The 20987-nt window shown below is 54.3% G+C and carries 18 protein-coding genes; 13 read left to right on the top strand and 5 right to left on the bottom strand.

The window, feature by feature from the left end; all coding sequences use genetic code 11:
* Positions 1-19: 19 nt before the first annotated feature.
* The 7 genes from C1N59_RS05260 (at position 20) to C1N59_RS05230 (ending at position 7870) form a co-directional block, all read left to right on the top strand.
* A complete protein-coding gene (locus C1N59_RS05260) occupies positions 20-742 on the top strand; it encodes a hypothetical protein (protein WP_210480267.1) in 723 nt (240 codons plus the stop codon).
* 2 nt (positions 743-744) lie between these two features.
* On the top strand, positions 745-1209 hold the full coding sequence (locus tag C1N59_RS05255) for a hypothetical protein (RefSeq protein WP_394550398.1): 465 nt from the start codon (positions 745-747) through the stop codon (positions 1207-1209).
* 760 nt (positions 1210-1969) lie between these two features.
* A complete protein-coding gene (locus C1N59_RS05250; protein ID WP_394550397.1) occupies positions 1970-4117 on the top strand; it encodes a TonB-dependent receptor domain-containing protein in 2148 nt (715 codons plus the stop codon).
* Between the two features lie 118 nt (positions 4118-4235).
* Positions 4236-5177: a siderophore ABC transporter substrate-binding protein gene (locus C1N59_RS05245; RefSeq protein ID WP_054687234.1), complete on the top strand. Its 942-nt coding sequence runs from the start codon at positions 4236-4238 to the stop codon at positions 5175-5177.
* Positions 5174-6133: an ABC transporter permease gene (locus C1N59_RS05240; protein WP_054633283.1), complete on the top strand. Its 960-nt coding sequence runs from the start codon at positions 5174-5176 to the stop codon at positions 6131-6133. The genes C1N59_RS05245 and C1N59_RS05240 overlap by 4 nt, the downstream gene beginning before the upstream one ends.
* Positions 6123-7115: an iron chelate uptake ABC transporter family permease subunit gene (locus C1N59_RS05235; protein ID WP_394550396.1), complete on the top strand. Its 993-nt coding sequence runs from the start codon at positions 6123-6125 to the stop codon at positions 7113-7115. Before C1N59_RS05240 ends, C1N59_RS05235 begins: the two co-directional genes overlap by 11 nt.
* Positions 7112-7870: an iron ABC transporter ATP-binding protein gene (locus tag C1N59_RS05230; protein ID WP_394550395.1), complete on the top strand. Its 759-nt coding sequence runs from the start codon at positions 7112-7114 to the stop codon at positions 7868-7870. The genes C1N59_RS05235 and C1N59_RS05230 overlap by 4 nt, the downstream gene beginning before the upstream one ends.
* A gap of 224 nt (positions 7871-8094) precedes the next feature.
* Here the strand turns inward: C1N59_RS05230 and C1N59_RS05225 are convergent, their stop codons facing one another.
* On the bottom strand, positions 8095-8808 hold the full coding sequence (locus C1N59_RS05225; protein ID WP_033739386.1) for an IclR family transcriptional regulator: 714 nt from the start codon (positions 8806-8808) through the stop codon (positions 8095-8097).
* Positions 8809-8983: 175 nt separating this feature from the next.
* On the opposite strand from C1N59_RS05225, the gene C1N59_RS05220 reads away from it, so the two are divergent.
* The 4 genes from C1N59_RS05220 to C1N59_RS05205 are packed head-to-tail and all read left to right on the top strand — an operon-like array spanning position 8984 to position 12934.
* Positions 8984-9676 carry an RraA family protein gene (locus tag C1N59_RS05220; RefSeq protein ID WP_394550394.1) on the top strand — a complete coding sequence of 231 codons (693 nt, stop codon included), beginning with the start codon at positions 8984-8986 and terminating at the stop codon, positions 9674-9676.
* On the top strand, positions 9676-10614 hold the full coding sequence (locus tag C1N59_RS05215) for a hydroxyacid dehydrogenase (RefSeq protein WP_058702313.1): 939 nt from the start codon (positions 9676-9678) through the stop codon (positions 10612-10614). Before C1N59_RS05220 ends, C1N59_RS05215 begins: the two co-directional genes overlap by 1 nt.
* Positions 10611-11543: an SMP-30/gluconolactonase/LRE family protein gene (locus C1N59_RS05210; RefSeq protein ID WP_058702312.1), complete on the top strand. Its 933-nt coding sequence runs from the start codon at positions 10611-10613 to the stop codon at positions 11541-11543. Before C1N59_RS05215 ends, C1N59_RS05210 begins: the two co-directional genes overlap by 4 nt.
* Positions 11544-11581: 38 nt before the next feature.
* The gene (locus C1N59_RS05205) at positions 11582-12934 is read left to right on the top strand and encodes an MFS transporter (RefSeq protein ID WP_394550393.1); all 1353 of its coding nucleotides are present in this window, start codon (positions 11582-11584) and stop codon (positions 12932-12934) included.
* 502 nt (positions 12935-13436) lie between these two features.
* On the opposite strand, the gene C1N59_RS05200 is transcribed toward C1N59_RS05205, so the two are convergent.
* Positions 13437-14777, bottom strand: coding sequence for an MFS transporter (locus C1N59_RS05200; RefSeq protein WP_033739396.1), 1341 nt, complete (start codon positions 14775-14777; stop codon positions 13437-13439).
* Positions 14778-15325: 548 nt separating this feature from the next.
* Between C1N59_RS05200 and C1N59_RS05195 the strand changes: the two genes are divergently transcribed.
* Entirely contained in the window at positions 15326-15994 is a 669-nt protein-coding gene (locus C1N59_RS05195) for an ATP-dependent Clp protease proteolytic subunit (RefSeq protein ID WP_394550392.1), read from the top strand.
* Between the two features lie 92 nt (positions 15995-16086).
* Here the strand turns inward: C1N59_RS05195 and C1N59_RS05190 are convergent, their stop codons facing one another.
* Both C1N59_RS05190 and C1N59_RS05185 read right to left on the bottom strand, forming a co-directional pair.
* Complete coding sequence (locus C1N59_RS05190; RefSeq protein WP_054633276.1) at positions 16087-17100, bottom strand: zinc-dependent alcohol dehydrogenase family protein; 1014 nt, start codon at positions 17098-17100, stop codon at positions 16087-16089.
* Positions 17101-17434: 334 nt separating this feature from the next.
* Positions 17435-18028: an NAD(P)H oxidoreductase gene (locus tag C1N59_RS05185; protein ID WP_033739402.1), complete on the bottom strand. Its 594-nt coding sequence runs from the start codon at positions 18026-18028 to the stop codon at positions 17435-17437.
* A 98-nt stretch (positions 18029-18126) separates the two neighbouring features.
* Here C1N59_RS05185 and C1N59_RS05180 point away from each other — a divergent pair, with 98 nt between their 5' ends.
* Positions 18127-19032: a LysR family transcriptional regulator gene (locus C1N59_RS05180; protein ID WP_394550391.1), complete on the top strand. Its 906-nt coding sequence runs from the start codon at positions 18127-18129 to the stop codon at positions 19030-19032.
* Here the strand turns inward: C1N59_RS05180 and C1N59_RS05175 are convergent.
* The gene (locus C1N59_RS05175) at positions 19022-20905 is read right to left on the bottom strand and encodes a sigma 54-interacting transcriptional regulator (RefSeq protein ID WP_394550390.1); all 1884 of its coding nucleotides are present in this window, start codon (positions 20903-20905) and stop codon (positions 19022-19024) included. The two genes, C1N59_RS05180 and C1N59_RS05175, sit on opposite strands and share 11 nt — an antisense overlap.
* Positions 20906-20987 lie beyond the last annotated feature (82 nt).

Genomic DNA, 20987 nt, shown 5'->3' with positions numbered 1-20987 from the left:
CCTAAAAAAGGAGCAATAAATGGATACCTCTTTTTTGAATGCACTGGACACTAAAAATCGTGAACAGTTTGATGCAGCGATTAATGCTTTGCAGGGGGATGTTGCTGCTGCTGCCGCTCGGCTATCCATAGATCCCCGCTTGCGCCTTGAGTATTCGAGGCGTATCAAAGAGATGGCTGACGATTTACGATCCCGAGTTAATGCTGGATTGCTAACATGGGAACAGGCTGCGAAAGAAGCTCAGGAAACGCGAAATCTCATCATGGAAATGATCAGGACTCGCAGTACGCCACTTGGGCGTGCAATGGCGGAAAGAATGAAGTCATCGGGTAAGACGCTTAATGAGTTAGTCGCAAAGAAAGCGACCTCACTTTTTGGGCCTAAAACAAACTTTGCCAGCCTTTCTGAAGTGCAAAAAAATCAGGTGTATGCCAGCATTGTGGAATCTGCGGGTAAATCTAATCCCAGCGTTAACCTGAAGATGTTGCAGCTCTCACGAGCAGGAAAAGGGCTTATCGTCCTCTCTTTAGCTATCTCTGTATATGAAATTTATACCGCTGAAAACAAAGTTGCTGAAACCGGTAAACAAATAGCGATTAACGGTGCAGGCATAGCAGGTGGTGCAGCGGGAGGTGCTTTAGCAGGTTTAGTATGCGGCCCCGGAGCACCCGTTTGTGTTTTGATTGGTGGATTTGTAGGTGGTGCACTTGCCGCTTTTGAAATGGGACGTTTTTGGGGGTAGTCATGGAACAAACTCTCTCGGTAAAGCTTGTTGAGAAAAGTAAAGCGACTGATTTTCAGCAGGCCGTTTCTGAAGTATTGATCGATAACGAACCGACGGGTATCACTATAAAAGGACAGGTACTCGAAGCCACAGTTAAAGTCGACAATGACAGGTATATTCTTTTCACAACTGATGATGTGATCTTTGAGGAGTTTCTTACTGTTACTCTCATCAGCCTGAGCCAGGGGATTGTTGAAAGTTTGCAGGTTGGCAATGAGTATTCGTCAGGCTCTTTCGAAGCACTGTCCGTCAATCACAAAACCATTGAGTTTAATTTCATTGGCGGTTCTGTATGGACAATTAAAGTGAACGACTCTCCAAAACTCCGTGTTCCCTTCTTTTCCGATCCGCGTGGTGTAAAACGCTCTTCAGGTCTGAAAGCGTATCTGACGATAGATGCAAAGCCATCGCCCTCCACAACATGAAAAACCTTTAACAAAAGCAATTGGTATACGCTTAGGTATACCGATTTTTTTTAAAATAAACATTTACATTCAATTTCATATAGATAGGTGATTCATTCAGATTCCGCCAGCGCACAAGCCTGCGGGCTTTTTTGTCCCCTCCTGTGCCTTTGAAACCCGCATTCAAAACTTACCGGTTCCAGAGAAGCATGGTCATTTATTGCAGGTATCCGATATTGACTGACTTAATGGCCCATGCGTCATGGTAGACCTCAATGCATTACGGGAAAACCATTATTCATTTAAATAACGCTATTATGCTAAGCCAGCTTATTTCACAAAACAGAATCAAATATTTCACATAATCAGACTTATTATTGATCCAAGTCATTTTTCTCAACCTCTTAACAATTATATAAATTAACAAGAACATCTTTTACCTTTCGTAAATATCATCCAAAACGTAAAAAAAGATAATATTAAAAAGAAACTTACAGGCAGGGAATTATTCAGAAATCCAATCAGCAAAAGAAGAAATTCTTCGTCTTAAATCTTTATATATCAAAGGCCTGTCTTACATAAAAAGCAACTACCCTTTCCCGTTTCCAGATCATTCCCGCCGATCCTGAATCATTAAAATTCCCACGCAATTACCCTGCGCATTTATTTCACCGCCAACTGATAATGATTATTGATTTGATTCCCATTTATATATCACCTTATGCTGTTTATCAGCCCGTAAATATCTTCAGGACAAACAACCGTTAAAGGATTAACCGTTATGACGTCGTTAACCCCTCTCGCCCGTCGTATCAAAACCAGTCTGTTCATTCCCGTTTTTGGCATAGCTTCACCTGCGTTTGCTGAGCCGGAGATCACCGATCCCGATGAAGAGGTGATGGTGGTGACGGCTTCGGCTGTCGAACAGCGTCTGAAAGATGCCCCGGCATCAATCTCGGTGATTACCGCCGAACAGTTAGCAAAGGACGTTGGTAAATCGGCTACCGATCTTGCGGATGTGCTGGAACGTGTCGCGGGCGTATCCAAAGCCATCGGAACAGACGTGGGCTCCGGTATTCAACTGCGCGGTATGCCAGCGGCGTATACGCTGTTGCTGGTTGATGGCAAACGCATGAGCTCCAGCAACGGCATCAAAAGCACGCAACAAAACTATTTCGACGATATCAACTGGATCCCCGTTGATGCCATTGAACGTATCGAAGTGGTGCGGGGACCGATGTCCGCGCTCTATGGCTCGGATGCGATGGGCGGCGTGGTGAATATCATCACAAAGAGAAACAGTGATGTCTGGCACGGGACCTTAACCGCAGGCACGCGCCAGCCGCAGGACGATAAGCGGGGAAGTACCCAGACCTGGACAGGTAGCGTTGGCGGCCCACTGGGGAAAGGGTTTGACCTGCGTCTGAATGGTTCGTGGAATAAGCGCCAGGCGGATAAAAGCGACACCGGCGCACTGCGCTGGGGAAGCGGTCAGGAGGGACGCAAGAATGAAAATTACGGTGCCGAACTGGGCTGGGATATTACCCGCCAGCATCGGCTGACGATCTCTACTCAGCAGGGAACCGAAGAAGGTCTTCCCGGCGTCGCCAGTAACGGCAGTGAAATTAATCTGCGCGGGGCCAGTAAGCTTGAGCGTGAAAACTATGCGCTGGATTACCGCGGCATTTTTGCATTTGGCACGGCGAAGCTAAGCGCTTATCAGAATAAATTTAAAAACTGGGTGTCGGACGTACCGGTTATCGCCAACGGCGCAGTGACGGGCAGCGAGGACAGCACGTTGTGGAATAAAGAATCCATTATTGAAGGCGATCTCAACCTGCCCTTCGAACTCGGTTTGCCCCAAAACCTGACCGTGGGCGCGCAATGGAAAAAAGAAGAGCTGCATAACCCGCGCTCGCTGGGCGTGACAGCCGACGCGGCCGATACCTTTGGTAAACATACTGGCGAAGCGAAAAGCACCGGCATCTTCATCGAAAACCAGATTGACCTGCGGGACGATCTGGCCCTGACGCTGGGCCTGCGCCGGGATAATACCGATTACGGCAACCGGACCACGCCGCGCGCCTATCTTGTCTGGCAAGCCACGGACGCTCTGACGTTGAAAGGCGGCTATTCTGAAGGCTTTAAGGCGCCCAGCGTACGTCAGGCCAGCAAAGGCTTTATCGAAACCTCCCGCGGTGCCGGCTGTAACGGCTATGCCGATTACCAGGGCGGGAGCTGTTATACCCTGGGGAATGACGCGCTGAAGCCTGAATTGTCGCAGAACTGGGAAGTGGGCGCCCTGTACGATTATGCGGGATGGGGAGTGGGCTTAACCTTCTTTGACAGCCGCTTTCAGGACAAAATTGCTTCCGCGCCGGTGGGCTATATTCCGGGCGATGCGTCCGGTAGCTACTGGCTGAAGCGCGTCAATCTGGATACCGCCCGCACGCAGGGCGTGGAAGGCAGCCTGACGGTGCCTCTGATTACGGAAGAGAAAGGCCCCTGGCTGAAAAGCCTGACCCTGAATAACACTTTTACGCGCATGATCAAAGCGGAAGACACACTGGGCGTCATGTTGGTGACCACACCAAAACTCGCCACCTGGTCCTCGCTGGACTGGCAGGTCAATGAGGCGGTCAGTCTGTCGATGACCGCCAAATACTACGGAAAAATGCTGGGGCTGAATAACCGCGCGGATCAGGCCGCACGCGGCAATACCGCAACTGCACGTATCCGCCAGGCCTATATGATTTATGGCCTGTCCGGGCAGTACCGGGCGACCAGGCATCTGAAATTCAACATGGGCGTCGATAACCTTTTCGATAAAAATCCGGTGTCCGCGCAACCCTCTGCCAGTACCACCAGCGGCAATAACTATTACGTTCCCGGACGAACGCTGTACGCCTCCGTAACGGCTTCGTTCTGATAACACTGAGGGTCCGCTCGCCCTGCTGAACATACCACGTACCCAAGGCGGAAAGCGGATGGTCAGCCCGACAACCGGGCACACTTTTACGGACAATGACAACGTACAAGGAGAAGGTATGCGTTTTTCCCCTCTGGCAGGTTTACTGGCGCTCGCCTGCTTACTGAGCGCGCCGTTGGCGTCGGCCAGCGACGCGCCCACCGTCCAGCTGTCGCATTTTCAGGGCACAACGGCTATTCCTCTGCATCCCCAACGTGTGGTGATCTTAAACCCGGTAACGCTGGACAGTGCCGATGCGTTAGGAATTCATCCGCTGGGCGTGCCCCGGACCGCGATAAGCTATCCGGCCCATCTGGCGCGCTACAACAGTGATGAGTACCTCAATGCGGGCACGTTATTTGAGCCTGACTATGAGGCCCTGAGCCGCGCCAGGCCGGATCTGATTCTGGCCGGCGGCAGAGCCCTGGCGGCCTATAACAAACTCAGCGACATTGCGCCGACCGTATCGCTGGATATCGATCCCAATGATGTTTTAAACAGCCTGCGTCAGCGAACCACGCAACTGGGCGAAATCATGGGTAAACAGGCGCAGGCGAGCACCGTTCTGGCGAGATTTGATGCGCAAGTTGCTGACCTTCGCCGCCAGGCGGCTCAGGCAGGCACGGCCATGATGCTGATGGTCAACGGCGGCAAACTCAGTGCTTACACACCGCATTCCCGCTTTGGTTTTATTTTTGATGTCCTGCAGTTCAGACCGGCCATCGCCCTGCCGACCGCCAGTAAACACGGAAACGCCATTTCGCCCGAACTCATCATGCAGGCCAATCCGGACTGGCTGTTCGTTCTGGATCGCGACAGCGCCATCGGCAGCAAGGCGGGCGTTTCTGCCCGGCAGGTACTGGATAATCCGCTGGTGCGCCGCACCACGGCATGGAAAAAACAGCAGATAATCTGGCTGGATTCGGCCTCGTTGTACCTCGCTGGCGGGATCCAGAGTTACAGCCTGATGATGGAGCAGATCAGGCAGGCACTCAGCACAGCCGGCGTCCGCCCAGAATGAAGTCCGTGGCCTTTAGCTTTAGCCTGATCCTGCTGGGGGCGCTGATGATGCTCAGTGTGATGACGGGCGTCACGCAGCTGTCACTGATGGACGTGTGGCGCGATGCCGACATGCGGGAGATTATGTGGGTGAGTCGCGTGCCGCGCACGGTCGCGCTGGTGCTGGCTGGCAGCGCCATGAGCGTTGCAGGGCAAATCATGCAAATGCTGACGCAAAACCGTTTTGTCGAGCCCTCTGTCGTGGGCACGACACAGTCCGCCGGCCTGGGCTTACTGCTGGTCATGCTGTTTTATCCCGCCGCGCCCGTCATAGTCAAAATGGGCATTGCCGCCCTGTTCGCCCTGGCCGGTACCCTGCTGTTTATGCTGTTAATCGCCCATGTTCGTCAGAAAAGCGCCCTTATTGTGCCGCTGACCGGCATCATGTTGGGGGCCGTTTTCAGTTCGGTCACCACCTTTCTGGCGATGCAGTTTGACCTGCTGCAGGCGCTGGGCAGTTGGGAATCGGGGGATTTTTCCAGCGTGATGCAGGGGCGCTATGAACTGCTGTGGCTAGTAGGGATGATCGCCCTGCTCGCTGGCCTGCTTGCCGACCGCTTCACGGTCGCCGGTTTAGGGCATGACTTTTCCGTAAACGTCGGGCTGAACTACCGTCGTGTTCAGCTCACGGGCATGGCGATGATTGCGCTCATCAGCGGCGTGGTTATCGTGGTCGTCGGGGTCCTGCCGTTCCTGGGGTTAATCGTGCCGAATATTGTCAGCCTGCTGGCTGGCGATAACCTGCGACGCACCGTGCACTGGGTCGCGCTGACGGGGGCTATGCTGGTAGTAAGCTGCGATATCCTGGGGCGGCTTATCGTGCAGCCGTTCGAGATCCCGGTCAGTACGTTGCTCGGTGTACTGGGCGCGGCGGTGTTTCTGCTGCTGATTATGAAGGGGAAACGCCATGGCCGTTGAGTGTTCGCTGCCGTCTCGCGTGCTGAACAGGATGCGCTCCCCTGCCGGACGGCTGTGTTTGCTGACCATCATCGCGATTGCGCTCTGCACGCTGTTTCTGACCCTTAACCTGCAGGGCAATATCGGCTATCTCCTGAAACACCGCGGGCAGATTTTACTGACTATGGTGCTGGTTGCGTTTGCCTCGGGCATCAGCACGCTGCTTTTCCAGACCATCACGCAAAACCGCATTCTTACGCCGTCGATCATGGGGCTGGAGTCGCTGTTTATTTTACTTCAGACGCTGATGGTCTTTTTTATTCACCTGTCGCCGTTGAGCCAGACCTACCCTGTGGTGCAGTTTCTGGGCGAAACGGCGCTTCTGATGCTGTTTGCCACGCTGCTTTACCGCTGGTTATTTAACCTCAGCGGGCTGGAACTCCAGCGCGTCTTACTGGCAGGCCTGGTGTTCGGCACGCTGTTCCGCAGTCTGTCCGGACTGATGCAGCGCCTGCTATCACCGGGAGAATTTGCCGTTTTACAGAGCCGGATGTTTGCCACCTTTACCCGCGCCGACTGCGACGTCCTGCTGTTCTCAGGCAGCGTCATTGCTGTTGTGACGGTAATCATCTGGCGCATGCGCCATCGCCTTGACGTGCTGGCGCTGGGCAGCGATACCGCCACCGCACTCGGCGTGCCCGTTCAGCGCTACGTGACCGGTCTGTTGCTGCTCATCTCCCTGCTGGTAGCGATCTCAACCGCGCTGGTGGGGCCAATGACGTTTCTGGGCTTGTTGATCGTGAATCTGGCCTGGCCCGCCATGGGCTCATGGCGTCATCGCGAGATGCTGCCTGCCGTGGTACTCATCGGCATGATTACGCTGACCGGCGGACAGCTCATTCTGGAGCGACTGCTGGACAGGGCAGGCACGCTGTCCGTCATCATTGAATGTGTTGGCGGTGGACTCTTTCTTTATCTGGTGCTTAAAAAGGTGGCAACGTGATTGAAGTGGTGAATGTGAATAAGCGCTACGGCACGCTTTCTGTTCTCAACAATATCAATGAAACCCTGCCCGCGTCGGGCATCACTGCCATCATTGGTCCTAACGGTGCCGGAAAATCCTCTCTGCTGTCGGTGATGAGCCGACTGCTGACGCCGGACAGCGGTGAAATCAGAATCGATTCGCTGGTGGTGAACGAGGCGCACACTGAACAGCTGGCGAAAGTGCTGTCGGTGCTACGGCAGGAGAATCATTTTACCCATCGGCTGACGGTGTACGATCTGGTCAGTTTTGGCCGCTATCCCTGGTCAAAAGGACGGATAACGGAAGCGGACAGACACCATATTGAGCAGGCGCTGTATTTTCTGGATTTGTTGCCGCTGGCACAGCGTTATCTGGATGAGTTGTCCGGCGGGCAGCGGCAGCGGGCCTTTGTGGCGATGGTGCTGTGCCAGGATACGCAGTACGTTCTGTTAGATGAACCGCTAAATAATCTGGATATGAAACACGGCGTGACCATGATGCAGCAATTACGACGGGCGGCGGATGAACTGCGCAAATCCATCATTCTGGTCATTCATGATATCAATTTCGCCTCCGCCTATTCCGACTACATTATTGCCATGAAAAACGGCGCCGTTTTTATGCGCGGTACGCCAGCCGACATCATGCAGCCGGACGTGCTGACGCGGCTGTTTGAGATTCCGGTGGCGATTGAAACGGTGGCGGATCAGCGGATAGCGATCTATTACCGCTAACCTGACTCACGCTTTCGTGGCGCGGAAGCGGAGCCGTGGACGTCGCCGCACGGTCCGCTTTATCACTGGCCGATTGCAGGCAAGCGGAGAAACGCGGATGCGCCCGGCTGAGCAGTAGAATAGATGTCGGTGTTCTGCCTGCCCACCGGGCCGGAGGATGGCAGCACATGCCTGTCCTGCTCAGCCGCCGAACGGTTCTTGACCCAACCGCGCGGCACTGCCCGCTATTTACCCCAGTAAACCCCATCGCAAAAAGGCTTTCTGGCCCCTAACTGAGCCGACAATCTGGCGGCACTTTCCCGCATCAGGTCACCCAGCCCTGCCGCTTTGCGGTCCAGGGTTAAGCGTGATGACGGACCGGTCAGTGCCAGGGCGGCCGTTAATTTATCCCCTTCGCCAAACACCGGGATGGCAAAGGCGGCAGTGTGCGGATCGCGCGCCCCCGACGTATAGAGCGGTAAGTCCGGTGTCTCAGCAAACAGGGGTTCGCCCATTCCCCAGTAACGCAGCACCTGGCTAATCGCCGAGTTATCCAGAGGATAAAGCGAGCCCGGCAGTCGCGTATGGCGCAGGCCATCCGACGATTCCGCACGGAAGACGCAAAGACGCTGACCGTTATCAATCACATACCAGCTGGCGCTTTCATGGGTGGCCGAAGCCAGCGCCTGTAGCTCGGGCTGGACCACGCTGGCCAGATGAAACGACTGTTCGTAGAGCTTGCCCAGATACAGCAGTCTTGGTCCCAGGGTATAAATCCCGTTATCCCGTCTGACTACATAACTCATGCGTTCCAGCGAATTCATCAGGCGATAAACGGTGGTTTTGTGGTAGCCCGAGAGCTGCGACAACGCCGTCAGAGACAGGCTTTCTTCGCCTGGCTTAAAACAATCCAGCAATGCCAGCGCCTTCTCTACCGCATTAACCCCTTCGTTTCCCATTTCGCTTCTCCTGATTTTTGCTGGCACTGAGTGTACCTGAAACTGTGAGTCACATCTTATTTACATCACAAACAAGCTCGCAACACTGGCGCGAGCGTCAGTGTCACCGATATAGTAATTTCATTATGTACAACACAGTTTTACTCTGTAAAACATCAAACCTGTGAGGTGACCCATGTCCGCGAACGAAAAACCGATGATCAACCGCGACGTTACGCGAGTCAGTCATGATTATGTCAGACGTGCCGCTGAATTTCAGGCCGCGATTCTTGCGGATGTCGCGGGCAGACGAGGCACGCTCCATGGCCGCGTTAAGCCACTGGGTGCGCATATGAAAGTGGCCGGACCGGCGGTAACGGTGGAAGTGCGTTCAGGTGATAACCTGGCGATCCATGCTGCGCTGGCGGTGGCCAAACCCGGTGATGTCATCGTGGTAGACGGTAAAGGCGATATCAGTTGTGCGCTGCTCGGCGAAATCATGGCGACCCAGGCAGAAGCGTCCGGCATTGCCGGCATTATCATCGATGGCGCGGTCAGGGATGCGGATGCGCTGAGCAACCACACCTATCCGATTTTCGCCGCTGGCCTGAATCCATGTGGCCCGACCAAGCTGATTCCCGGTCGTGTGAATTACCCGGTTTCTGTGGCCGGTGCGACGATCAACGCGGGCGATCTGGTGGTCGGTGATATCGATGGTGTGGTGGTCGTCCCACGTGACGAGGTCGAATTGGTGCTGGCACTCGCGGCGAAAAAGCTGGATATGGAAACCCGCCGTATTGCGGCAATCAAAGCCGGGGACAAAAGACCGACCTGGCTGAACGGTGCCCTGCGTGCAGCAGGCATGTTAGCGGAAGGGGAGGAACTCTGATGCGCAAACAGGATACTGTCATTATTACCGGCGCTGACATCGCCCCCGCCGCGCTTGCGATGCTGAACGATTATGAAGTGGTGTTTGCGGGCACCAGGCCAACCGAAGACGATCTGGTCGCGCTGTGCCAGCAGTATAATCCCGTCGGAATCGTGGTGCGCTATGGAAAAATTAACGCCCGCATCATGGATGCCGCGCCTGCGCTGCGCGTGATCTCCAAACATGGCAGCGGCATTGACGTTATTGATCAAGCCGCGGCGGCCGAACGAAACATCAGCGTTCAGTCTGCGCCGGGTGCCAACGCGGCGGCGGTGGCTGAACATACCTGGGCAATGATTCTGGCCTGCACCAAATCCCTGATTCCGCTGAATCGCCGGATGCGTGAAGGACACTGGGACAAATCCAGCCACAAGTCCCTTGAACTGGAAGGCCGGACGCTCGGGCTCGTGGGCCTCGGCGCGATTGGCGGCCGGGTGGCCGATATTGGCCGCGTGTTTGGTATGCAGGTTATTGCTTACGATCCCTGGGCGAAAACGCTGCCCGCGGGCTGTGAGCAGGTGGACGACTTAGCCACGCTGTATGCGCGCGCGGATATAGTGTCGCTGCACTGTCCGCTGACCGCGCAAAACAGCCAGATGATTAATGACCAGGCGCTGGCACAGTTCAAACCCGGCGCCGTGCTGGTGAATACCGCACGCGGTGGACTGATTGATGATGATGCTCTGGAACGCGCGCTCAGGAGCGGCAGGCTCAGTTGGGCGGCGCTGGACAGCTTTACTGTGGAGCCGCTGACCGCGCCCAACCTCTGGCAGACGGTAGAAAACGTCATTATTACCCCGCACATCGGCGGCGTGAGCGATAACTCTTACGTGAAAATGGGGACGGCTTCCGTGACCAATCTGCTGAAGATCTTGGCGCAGAAGGAAGCGACGGTATGATGTGCCTGACCACACCGGAGATCAGGCAGACCACGGTATTTACCCGGCTGCCCGATCGTTTCCGCCAACCTGACAGCCACAATGCCTGGGCGGCCGCTAATCGCGGCGGCCAGCTGACCGATTCGTTTCTGGAAGGGCCGGTCTGGCATCCCTCGGGTTGCCTGTACCTGACCGATATTCCGTATGGCCGCATATTCCGTGTCGATATGGCGGGCAACTGGGAGCTCGTGGTGCAGTACGACGGCGAACCCAACGGCATGAAACTGACCGATCCCGATACGCTTCTGATCACGGATTACCGTCACGGCCTGATGAAGCTGTGCCTCAAGGAGAACACGATCGCGCCGTGGCTGTCGCGCCGTAACAGCGAAAGTTTTCGCGGCGTGAACGATCTTACCCCTGACAGCCGGGGCAATCTTTATTTCACCGATCAGGGGCAAACGGGGCTGCACGATCCGTCCGGACGCGTTTACCGGCTCAGCCAGGACGGGCAACTGTCCGTTCTGCTGGATAACTGCCCGAGCCCAAACGGCCTGGTGCTGTCACCCGACGAGAAGGTGCTGTATGTCGCCATGACGCGCGGCAATGCGATCTGGCGCGTACCGCTTCAGCGTGACGGTTCGGTCAGCAAAGTCGGCCAGTTCTTTACCTCGCACGGGCCAAGCGGTCCTGATGGTATCGCCGTCAACGCGCAGGGCGAACTGCTGATTGCTAACCCGGGGCTGGGCCGCGTCTGGCTGTTAAACGATCTGGCAGAGCCGATTGAGATTCTGACCAGCCCGGTCGGACGATCCACCACCAACCTCTGTTTTGGCGGCGATCAGCGCCGGCAGTTATTTATCACCGAATCTGTCAGCGGCAGCATTCTTACCTGCTCAATGCAAACGCCAGGCCACCCGCTGCCCTTTCTTTCCACTGCTTTTCTCTGAGAATAACTCTGCGTTGACGCAACGCAGCGGAGACAACCATGAATCTGCACTCAACGCCTTCCCGCTCAATGACGGAGCAGGATGACGTGCCCGTGTCCCATGACGGCATGACTCAAACGGATTTTGAACAAAGTGAAGTCGCGGCAGGCAAAGCCTTTCGCCGGATCCTGCCTTTTATTTTTATCTGCTACGTGGTCAGTTATCTGGATCGCACGAATGTCAGCTTTGCCGCGCTGGGCATGAACGCGGATTTAGGGATTACAGCAGAGCAGTTTGGCTTTGGCGCGGGCATGTTCTTTATCGGGTATTTCCTTTTCGAAGTGCCCAGTAATCTGATCATGCAAAAAGTAGGTGCCCGCATCTGGATCGCCCGCATTATGATTTCGTGGGGGCTGATCTCCATGGCCACCGCCTTCGTCACCGGTCCCGTCAGCTTTGCCTTTGCCCGTTTCTGCCTGGGCGTGGCGGAAGCGGGCTTCACCCCGGGCATTTACCTGTTTTTTACCTACTGGTTCCCCGGCAGCTGGCGCGCCAAAATCACGGCCGCCTTTCTGGTCGGCATTCCCGTGGCGAATATTATCGGTGCGCCGTTATCCGGCATGTTGATGCAAATTACCGGACACGACACTATCCGCAACTGGCAGTGGCTGTTGCTGCTGGAAGGCTTTCCGGCGGTAATACTTGGTGTCATGTGCCTGTTCTTTTTACATGACCGTCCGGCCAAAGCGGGCTGGCTAAGCGAGGCGGAAAAAGCGTTGCTGAGCAGGCGGCTGGCGAATGAACAGAAAAAGATCGAAAAGGCTCACGGTTCCAGCCTGCGGGATGCAATGCGTAATCCCCTGCTCTACCTTCTGGCTTTTATTAACTTTTGCGGCATTGTCGGCTCAATTGGCGTAGGTTTGTGGATGCCGCAGATTATCAAACAGCTTGGCGTCAGCCACACCGCGACGGGTTTTCTGACCGCGTTGCCCTATATCTGTGGCGCCTTCAGCATGCTGTTTTGGGCACAGCGCGCGAATGCTTCCCGCCACCGTATTCGCTGGATCAGCGCGGCGCTGGTGATCGCCGCCGTGGCGTTAGGCTGCAGCGCCCTCATTGATGAACCCGTCCTCAAAATGCTTGCGCTGTGTTTCACTGTGAGCGGCATCCTGGCATTTCAGGCATCATTCTGGGCGCTGCCTTCCGGTTTTTTGACAGGGAGCGCGGCGGCGGGCGGACTGGCGATGATTGTCTCGATTGGTAATCTGGGCGGCTTCGTGGGTCCTTCGCTTATTGGCTATGTGCGCCAGACCAGCGGTGGCTTTATGTGGGCGCTGCTGGCGGTTTCGGCGGTGCTGCTGCTGGGAGCTTTCTGCGTAGCGTCCGTCAAGGACCCTTACCGTCACACCTGACCGGACAAAACGACCACGCCGCCGACATTCAGGTTGGCGTGATGTCGCCTCGGATTATGGCCTCAGTTAACCAACCCCGACGCACGATCTGAATGGACACAAAGCCACGCCAATATCAGAGGCGGCGTGGTTTTATCCCCCACGGCTTCATTTCTCCGTTATCCTCCTTCCTGCCGCCGTTCCTGCGCGTGCAGACTGTTTTTCCACGCCGTTGTCTTTCCCACCGCAACAACGTTCGCGTTCGTCTGCTGATCGCGGCCCGGTATTTCCGATAACCGATACCGGTTTCCGGGAAGTATCCCATCACGAGGGCAGGCGAGCACATGGAGCAGAGCAGGCTGAAACGGTATACAGGCGTTCTTGCCACATCAGAGCGCTCGGCCTGCCCGATAAGGATGGCAGAACCGAAAATCCCGGCATTCCTGCGGTTCGCCTCACCTTCACTTTTCTCCGGTATAAAAAAAAGCGCCCGGAGGCGCTTCAGTGATTTCAGCGATGCGACTTATTTGCTGACGGTCGACAGGCTGTGATCCGCTTCGATTCTGGTCGCGCTTTTGCGGCCCATGATCAGCACTGCGATACCGCCCGCCCCGCAGAGCACGGCCAGCGGAACCATGGCCAGCGCATGACTGCCCGTCTGCTCGTTGATGATCCCGTACACGTTAACCATCAGGCCGCCGCCAATCAGGTTCGCCATGGCACCGATAGCCGCCAGGCCCGCCGCTGCGGTGCTGGACGACAGCCAGCCGGAAGCCAGTGCCCAGAACGGCCCTTTCATGGAGTACGCGCCAATCAGCACCAGCGACAGAATGACCACGCTGCCCGCCAGCGACTGCGTCAGGAAAGCCGACAGTAGCCCACCCGCAATAAGGAACAGCGTCAGCGCCGTGTGCCAGCGACGTTCGCCCGTACGGTCGGAACTGCGGCCCCAGACGATCATCAACACGGACGCCAGGCCGTAAGGAATGGCGTTCACCAGACCGGTCGTGAAGTTGTCGAGTCCGAACGACTTGAGTAATTGTGGCGACCAGACGCTGAGCGTGGAACCTGCCGCCGAGGCACCGGCATAGATTAAGGCCATCACCCAGATGTGCTTGTGACGCAGTAACTGCCACAGCGAGATATGACCGATCACCTTACGTTTCGCATTCTCGTCCGCCAACGTTGTGCTGAGCCAGTTGCGCTGTGCTTCCGTCAGCCAGGTCGCGTTTTCCGGGCGGTTGCTTAACAGGAAAAAGGCGGCTATTCCTAAAAGGATGGCCGGGAAGCCTTCTAAAATAAACAGCCAGTGCCAACCACGTAAGCCAAACCAGCCATCCAGTGACAGGATGGCCCCGGAGATCGGTGAGCCGATAAAGTTTGCTGCCGGGATAGCCACCATAAAGGTCGCAATGACGCGGGCGCGGTATTTACCGGGGATCCAGTAGGTCAGGTAGAGGATCACGCCAGGGAAAAAGCCCGCCTCCGCCGCGCCCAGTAAAAAGCGCAGGAAATAAAGCATCCCGGCACTGGAGACAAAGGCCGTGCAGACCGACACGATGCCCCACGTCACCATAATGCGCGATATCCAGATCTTCGCCCCGATCTTTTGCATCGCCAGATTGCTGGGCACTTCAAACAGAAAATACCCCACAAAAAACAGGCTGCTCGCCAGGCCGAACACCGCTTTGGTCAGCCCGAGATCTTCATTCATCTGCAGGGCCGCCATTCCGATATTGCCCCGGTCAATGATAGCGATCAGATAACAGACAATCAGAAACGGCAGAATGCGCCATATAACACGCTTTACCGTCTGCTGCTCTATATCGGAGGTTATGGCCACATTGGGTCTCTTTTCAGACATGGTGTTCCTCACAGAAGGTTCATGGTTTTACATCTGGGCAAACTTCATGTTTTACTCTGTAAAACTATGGTGTACAAAGTACACTCATTATCTAGCGAAACTTTTTCCTGTGCTGGCAAATGTTATGAGGTTGTGTGACTTGTCACAAAAAGGGATCAGTTTGCCGTGTGATATGTGACGCAGCCGGAGCTTTTCCCGCTTCCCCCGCGTCCCCGGGACATGGCGCATTGAGCAGAATCGCAGAAAGCCCGCAGTTACAAACGCCAGGAAAAGCGGAGCCGTGCGATAAAAGCAGCACGGTGCCCTGCGGTGCTGACAATACTGAAAGCAGTATGCCGTTTACCGGACAGCAGATGCATATGTGATGCGGCTTCGTTGCTCCCCTCTTCGACAAAATTAGCGTCGCCGCAGGTTAATTTGAAAAAGTCATTTAAAAGCCATAATACTGAAATATATTTTTAGCGGTAACAAACGCGTGCAAAATGATAATAGATATTGCAGACATAATGTCGTACTGATAATTAAAGGGCAAAAAGGATGGAGTTAATATGAAATATATTTTCTGTGCGGCTGCCTTTTTTGTCCTGACAAGTTTTACCTCACAGGCGGCGATGAACAAAGTCGTTGACGAGAAGCGCCCACCCAACACCGTTAAAACGGTAAAAATTGCTTTCACTGGCGCGATAACGCAGAACAAAATTATGGCCCTGTCCGCCGCCATTGACGAGATTGCGCAAAACTACAAAGCCGCTACGGAGATACAGCTTTATCTCACCAGCCCCGGCGGTGATGTTGATGCCGGGAAAATGGGCTATCAGATAGTGAAGGACTCACCCATTCCGGTGACCACCGTGAATATGTCCTCCGTCGAATCCTCTGCAACCTTAATTTATTGTGGCGCAAAGAAACGGCTAACCATGGACGATTCGATTTTTTTATTACATGCGCCCACGGTTCATGATGCTCGGGACAGAGATTTTTCAGAAAATATGCTGGTTGAAAAAAATGAATTTAGCAGCCGATTCCGCAATATTATTAAAAATATTTATCACACCTGTACCAACCTGACGGATGATCAAATCGACAAAATTACCTACAGCGAAGACAACCATATGCTGCTGGATAATCAACACGCACTGGCTGTCGGCATTGCGACAGGCGGGCTCAGCCATTTTATGCCCGCTGACGCGGCCTATTATATTCACGACAATAATTAATCCTGCGCAGGCCGCGATGCCTGATGAAGGCTCTGGTTTCAGCCCTCATCAGGCACCGTTTCTACGGACACACCAGCCTTACTGCGCGTGACTCACCATTCCACGCAGATCTTGCCGAAATGCGAACCGCTCTGCTGCCAGGCAAAGGCCTCGGCGAGGTCCTGATAACGGAAGAGGCGATCAACGACGGGCTTCTGATTCATCCCTTCCAGCGCGTTCACGTAATCGATCTGATCCTGTCGGCTGGCAACGATCACCCCTTTGATGGTGACCTGCTTCGCCAGGACAGACAAAATGGACAGCCGGGCTTCATCGCCGGAAATGATGCCGATTTGGGTAATGTGGCCGCCTACCTTGATCGCTTTCAGCGACTCACCCAGCGTGGCAGGTCCGCCCACTTCCACCACCTGATCCACGCCCACGCCGCCGGTCAGTTCGAGCACCTTCTTCCCCCACTCTGGCGTCGTGCGATAGTTAATGGTTTCGTCTGCGCCCAGTTGTCGGGCGCGCGCCAGTTTCTCATCCGAAGAGGAGGTGGCAATCACTTTCGCGCCCATGGCCTTAGCGATTTGTAAGGCAGCGATAGATACACCGCCGGTGCCCTGCACCAACACGGTATCATTAGCCTGAAGATTGCCTTCGGTCACCAGTGCTCGCCAGGCGGTCAGGCCAGCTGTCGTAATGGTGGCTGACTCAGCGTGCGTCCAGCCTTTTGGCGCATGGGTAAAGGCGCTCTGCGCCCGCACAACGTATTCACTGGCCATGCCATCAATGCCGTCGCCCGGCGTGTGGGCAAAGCCGCCGACGTCCGCGGTGGGTTTACCGGACAGCCAGACGGGGAAGAATGTCGACACGACGTGATCACCTGCGCGAAAATCGGTCACGCCCTCGCCCACGGCTTCCACCACGCCCGCGCCGTCGGACAGCAGTATGCGGCCATCTTCGGTGGGAAATTGCCCGGTCGCGACGACCAGGTCATGGAAATTCAGTGAGCTGGCCTTGATGGCAACCCGGATTTCGCCTTTTCCCGGCTGTCCCGGATCGGCTCGGTCTGACAGGTGGATGTTCTGCAGTCCGCCAGGGGCTTTCAGGGTCATTGCTTTCATTACGTTCTCCGTTGCCTGATGTGTTTTCTTAAGACATGTTGCTTAACATAGTCCACAGGGAGATTTTGTAAAATGTCGTCATCGGGAAGCGGATCGCGGCAAAGAGAATACGTTCAGACCTGCGCGATGGTACGGTGACCGGGCTAAAGGCGTGGCTACCGTCACCGTGATTAACGTTGCAGCGCTGTCAACGCGCGCCTCCATTTCCCGCTAAACGGCAGTAAAGGGTATGCTCGCGCCTTGCAAAACGGGCACTGCGAAGCAGAGCACCCCGCGCGTCGTTCATTGTACGGGTGAGCATGTTAAAGGGCGCCTGTTGGCGCCCTGCCTTGCGTTAAACCGTGCTGTCTACCACCGCATACATTTGCTCAAAGAGTTGTGCATAGTGGCTGACGTCATCCTGAATGGCCTCCTCAACCCCTAACGTGTTGTAGAGGAAATGGACGTCCACATCGCGGATCGCCAGATAAGCCGAAACGCCCAAAAGATGATCGGTGATGTTTTTCTCCCAGCCATATTTAATAAATGACCGATGGGAGCCGCCCGCCAGCGCCAGCCAGCGCACCGTTTTTGCCGTTAACCGGTTTTGCTCACCATAGGCCAGGCCATAATTCCATACGCGCTCAAGATAGCCTTTCAACATGGCCGGAAAGCTGTACCACCACACCGGGAAGACAAAGAAGATAATGTCCTGATTGTCCAGTTCAGCAAACAGGCGGTGGACCTCTGGCGAATAGCGCTTATCCGGGTTGCCCCACTCCGGTTCATCCTCGACACGTAACACCGGATCAAAATCGCTGCGATACAAATCCAGTTCAGTAACATGGGCGCCGCGCGCCTCTGCGCGCTGGCGCAGGCTGTGGACCATCTGCGCGGTTAACGAATTCCTGCGCGGATGCGACCAGACGATATAGACATGTTGTTTCATCTTTCACCTCATTTTTGTGCTGACGAAAGCACCTTACGCTCGCGACATTGCTGTGGGAATCGTATGATTTGAGACAGGTTAATGAGGGATTTTCATCAATGAAACTGAACGTCTATGACTTCGCGACTTTTATTGCCGTTGCCCGGCACAACAGTTTTCGCGCCGCGGGAGATGAACTCGGACTGTCGCCATCGGCAGTCAGCCACGCGATTAAGCAACTGGAGCAGCGGCTGAAAATTCGCCTGTTTAACCGTACCACGCGCAGCGTGTCACTCACCGAAGCCGGCGCCCGTATGTTTGAACGTTTACGCCCCGCTTTCGATGAAATCAACATGGTGCTGGATGAAGCCAACTGCTATCGCCAGACGCCGATGGGCGTGCTGAAAATCAATGCCTCGCGCCTTGCCTCACGTCTGGTGCTGATTCCGCTGGTCACCGGGTTTAGCCAGCGCTATCCGGATATTCGTGTGGAAATCACGACAGAAGACAGGCTGGTCGATATTGTGAAAGAGGGTTTTGATGCGGGCATTCGCCTGAGCAGTACGCTGGAAAAAGACATGATTGCCCTGCCGGTAGGGCCAAAAGTCAAACTGGTGGTCGCGGCCAGTCCCGATTATTTTACCCGTCATCCTCGTCCCACGCATCCACGCGAAATCGACGTGCACCCGTGCGTCATGTTTCGTCATCGCAGTGGCCGGATTTATCAGTGGGAATTCAACGGACCGGACGGCCAGTTTGCGCTTCTTCCCGGCGGAAACATCATCCTTGACGACATGGATTCACAGTTGGATGCCGTACTGCAGGGTGCGGGGCTCGGCTATCTCTATTACGAGCAGGTGAAAGATCATCTGGCAAACGGTAGTCTGATCTCGGTACTGGAGGACTGGTTACCGGAACGGCCCAGCCTGCAGTTTTATTACCCTAATCGCCAGTATATGTCTTCGGCATTGCGGACGTTTATTGACTATATCAAAGCGGCACCGTTGTCGACATTCAGCCGCTGATCTCATACGCTTTTAGCTTACGCCACAGGGTGGTCGCACTGATCCCCAGCATTGCCGCCGCCTGGGTTTTATCACCCTGGCATTTTGCCATCACGTCAATAATTAGCCGGCGCTCCTGTTTTTTCAGAAGATCGGTTTCAGCGTCTATGCACGCAAAAGAGGATGATTCATACACCACGTTATTGAGTACCTGCTCATCCTCAAGCAACGAGATCACGGTCGATTTATCGACCGTACCGCCCTGATGAAATACCGCCAGTCTGCACACGACCGATTGCAGTTCTCGTATATTCCCCGGCCAGTGATAACGGTTTAAATACGCCAGCGCATCCGGCGAAAAGACCCTGTCTTTTCCCTGCTGGTGAAGTAAATGCCGGATAAGAGGTTCAACGTCACCTTTACGCTCAGTCAGCGCGGGAAGCCGGAGTGTGAGGATATTGATACGGTAATAAAGATCCTGACGAAAAGCGCCCATGGTTATCTGCGCCTTCAAATCTTTATTACTTGCTGTTATGAGTCGAAAATCCGCCGCAATCAGCCCATCACCGCCCACGCGAACAAACTGTTTTTCCTGTAGCACACGCAGTAATTTGACCTGTACGTTGAGTGGGGCCTCGCTGATTTCATCAATAAATACGGTGCCCTTCATCGCCATCTCAAAGATACCGGGCTTGCCCCCTTTCCGGGCTTGGGTAAATGCCCCGTCAGCATAACCAAACAGTTCACTTTCAAGCAGACTTTCAGGAATCGCCGCGCAGTTAATCGCAATGAACGGGCTGTGGCTTCGGGTGCTGTGCTGGTGAATGCTTTGAGCGAACAATTCTTTACCCGTACCGGTATCACCTAAAATATGGACAGGTGCATCATGGCTGGCACAACGCTTTGCTTTTTCGATCGCTGACTTAATACTGGCTGACTCACCAACAATATCATCAAAGGTGTAACGGGTATAAAAAGCACGCTGTTTTCGCTTTTTACTGACCGTGTTTCGCCACGGGGCTTGCGATTGCAGACAGCCGGTCACGATTGAATAGCTCTCCTGCCGCTTACAGTAATGCTTTATCGCGACAGAAATGCGTTCCCCGTCAAGTTCAAGGGTCATATCGCTGACGTCAGACTCGTCAATAATGGCGTTGTATACGTCTTTGAATCCTTCTTTTTTGTATATTTTCTCCCCGACGCGGCACTGAAAAAGCGCTTTTCCTTTGCTGTTTATTGTGACGACAGTCCCCATCGGGTCGAGACACATAATGCCTTCCCGTGACTGATTTATCGCGGACTGACTTATCTCCAGCTTCAGATTTTCCTGGTTAATATATTTTAACAGGCTGAAGGCCTCGTTGATGGCCTGTTCAATAGAGATATTATCGGTATCCCCCATTACAACCTTCAGACCATATTTTTTGGCCATTTCAGCAACGGTCAGACCGCCAATCACGACCTGATAATTATTTTCCGCAAGGCTTTTGACGACATTATCGATATCGTAATGATTATAGACCTGACAGATCTTGAAATTATCATGAGTCATATGTTGATAATGCTTAAGCGCGTGGCAAAACTGGGGAAAGCCGACCGCAGCAATCTTCTGCGACTTGATTTTTGCTTCCTGAAGAATACGGTTCACGCCTTGAAAATCATGTGCAATTTCGACCACCGGGATGGCCAGGCTGCTGCGCAGTAAGGCAGCGGTACCGCCACGACTGATGATGATTCTGGTGCCGGCGCGAATCATTTCATTCGCTTTATCCAGCACATCTGAATAACCTATTTCGTAGACGGGTAATTCTAGCTGTTTTTCAAACAGCACATTAGAGATACGCTGAGTAATGGTTTTTGAAACAGAGAAAATGACAATTTCATTGAACTTCATTAACAGTCCGATTATATCGATAACGCGCTGAACAAGTATAAAGATAACGTCTGCCCCTATATTGACAGACGTCATGTGCAGG

This window comes from Pantoea sp. SGAir0183 (assembly GCF_043545505.1).
This window is presented reverse-complemented; position numbering and strand designations above follow the sequence as displayed.

Excerpts from the sequence above, each read along its gene's own strand:
- C1N59_RS05260 (WP_210480267.1), top strand. The coding sequence starts at position 20 with ATGGATACCTCTTTTTTGAATGCACTGGACACTAAAAATCGTGAACAG.
- C1N59_RS05255 (WP_394550398.1), top strand. The coding sequence starts at position 745 with ATGGAACAAACTCTCTCGGTAAAGCTTGTTGAGAAAAGTAAAGCGACT.
- C1N59_RS05250 (WP_394550397.1), top strand. The coding sequence starts at position 1,970 with ATGACGTCGTTAACCCCTCTCGCCCGTCGTATCAAAACCAGTCTGTTC.
- C1N59_RS05245 (WP_054687234.1), top strand. The coding sequence starts at position 4,236 with ATGCGTTTTTCCCCTCTGGCAGGTTTACTGGCGCTCGCCTGCTTACTG.
- C1N59_RS05240 (WP_054633283.1), top strand. The coding sequence starts at position 5,174 with ATGAAGTCCGTGGCCTTTAGCTTTAGCCTGATCCTGCTGGGGGCGCTG.
- C1N59_RS05235 (WP_394550396.1), top strand. The coding sequence starts at position 6,123 with ATGGCCGTTGAGTGTTCGCTGCCGTCTCGCGTGCTGAACAGGATGCGC.
- C1N59_RS05225 (WP_033739386.1), bottom strand. The coding sequence starts at position 8,808 with ATGGGAAACGAAGGGGTTAATGCGGTAGAGAAGGCGCTGGCATTGCTG.
- C1N59_RS05220 (WP_394550394.1), top strand. The coding sequence starts at position 8,984 with ATGTCCGCGAACGAAAAACCGATGATCAACCGCGACGTTACGCGAGTC.
- C1N59_RS05215 (WP_058702313.1), top strand. The coding sequence starts at position 9,676 with ATGCGCAAACAGGATACTGTCATTATTACCGGCGCTGACATCGCCCCC.
- C1N59_RS05210 (WP_058702312.1), top strand. The coding sequence starts at position 10,611 with ATGATGTGCCTGACCACACCGGAGATCAGGCAGACCACGGTATTTACC.
- C1N59_RS05205 (WP_394550393.1), top strand. The coding sequence starts at position 11,582 with ATGAATCTGCACTCAACGCCTTCCCGCTCAATGACGGAGCAGGATGAC.
- C1N59_RS05200 (WP_033739396.1), bottom strand. The coding sequence starts at position 14,777 with ATGTCTGAAAAGAGACCCAATGTGGCCATAACCTCCGATATAGAGCAG.
- C1N59_RS05195 (WP_394550392.1), top strand. The coding sequence starts at position 15,326 with ATGAAATATATTTTCTGTGCGGCTGCCTTTTTTGTCCTGACAAGTTTT.
- C1N59_RS05190 (WP_054633276.1), bottom strand. The coding sequence starts at position 17,100 with ATGAAAGCAATGACCCTGAAAGCCCCTGGCGGACTGCAGAACATCCAC.
- C1N59_RS05185 (WP_033739402.1), bottom strand. The coding sequence starts at position 18,028 with ATGAAACAACATGTCTATATCGTCTGGTCGCATCCGCGCAGGAATTCG.
- C1N59_RS05180 (WP_394550391.1), top strand. The coding sequence starts at position 18,127 with ATGAAACTGAACGTCTATGACTTCGCGACTTTTATTGCCGTTGCCCGG.
- C1N59_RS05175 (WP_394550390.1), bottom strand. The coding sequence starts at position 20,905 with ATGAAGTTCAATGAAATTGTCATTTTCTCTGTTTCAAAAACCATTACT.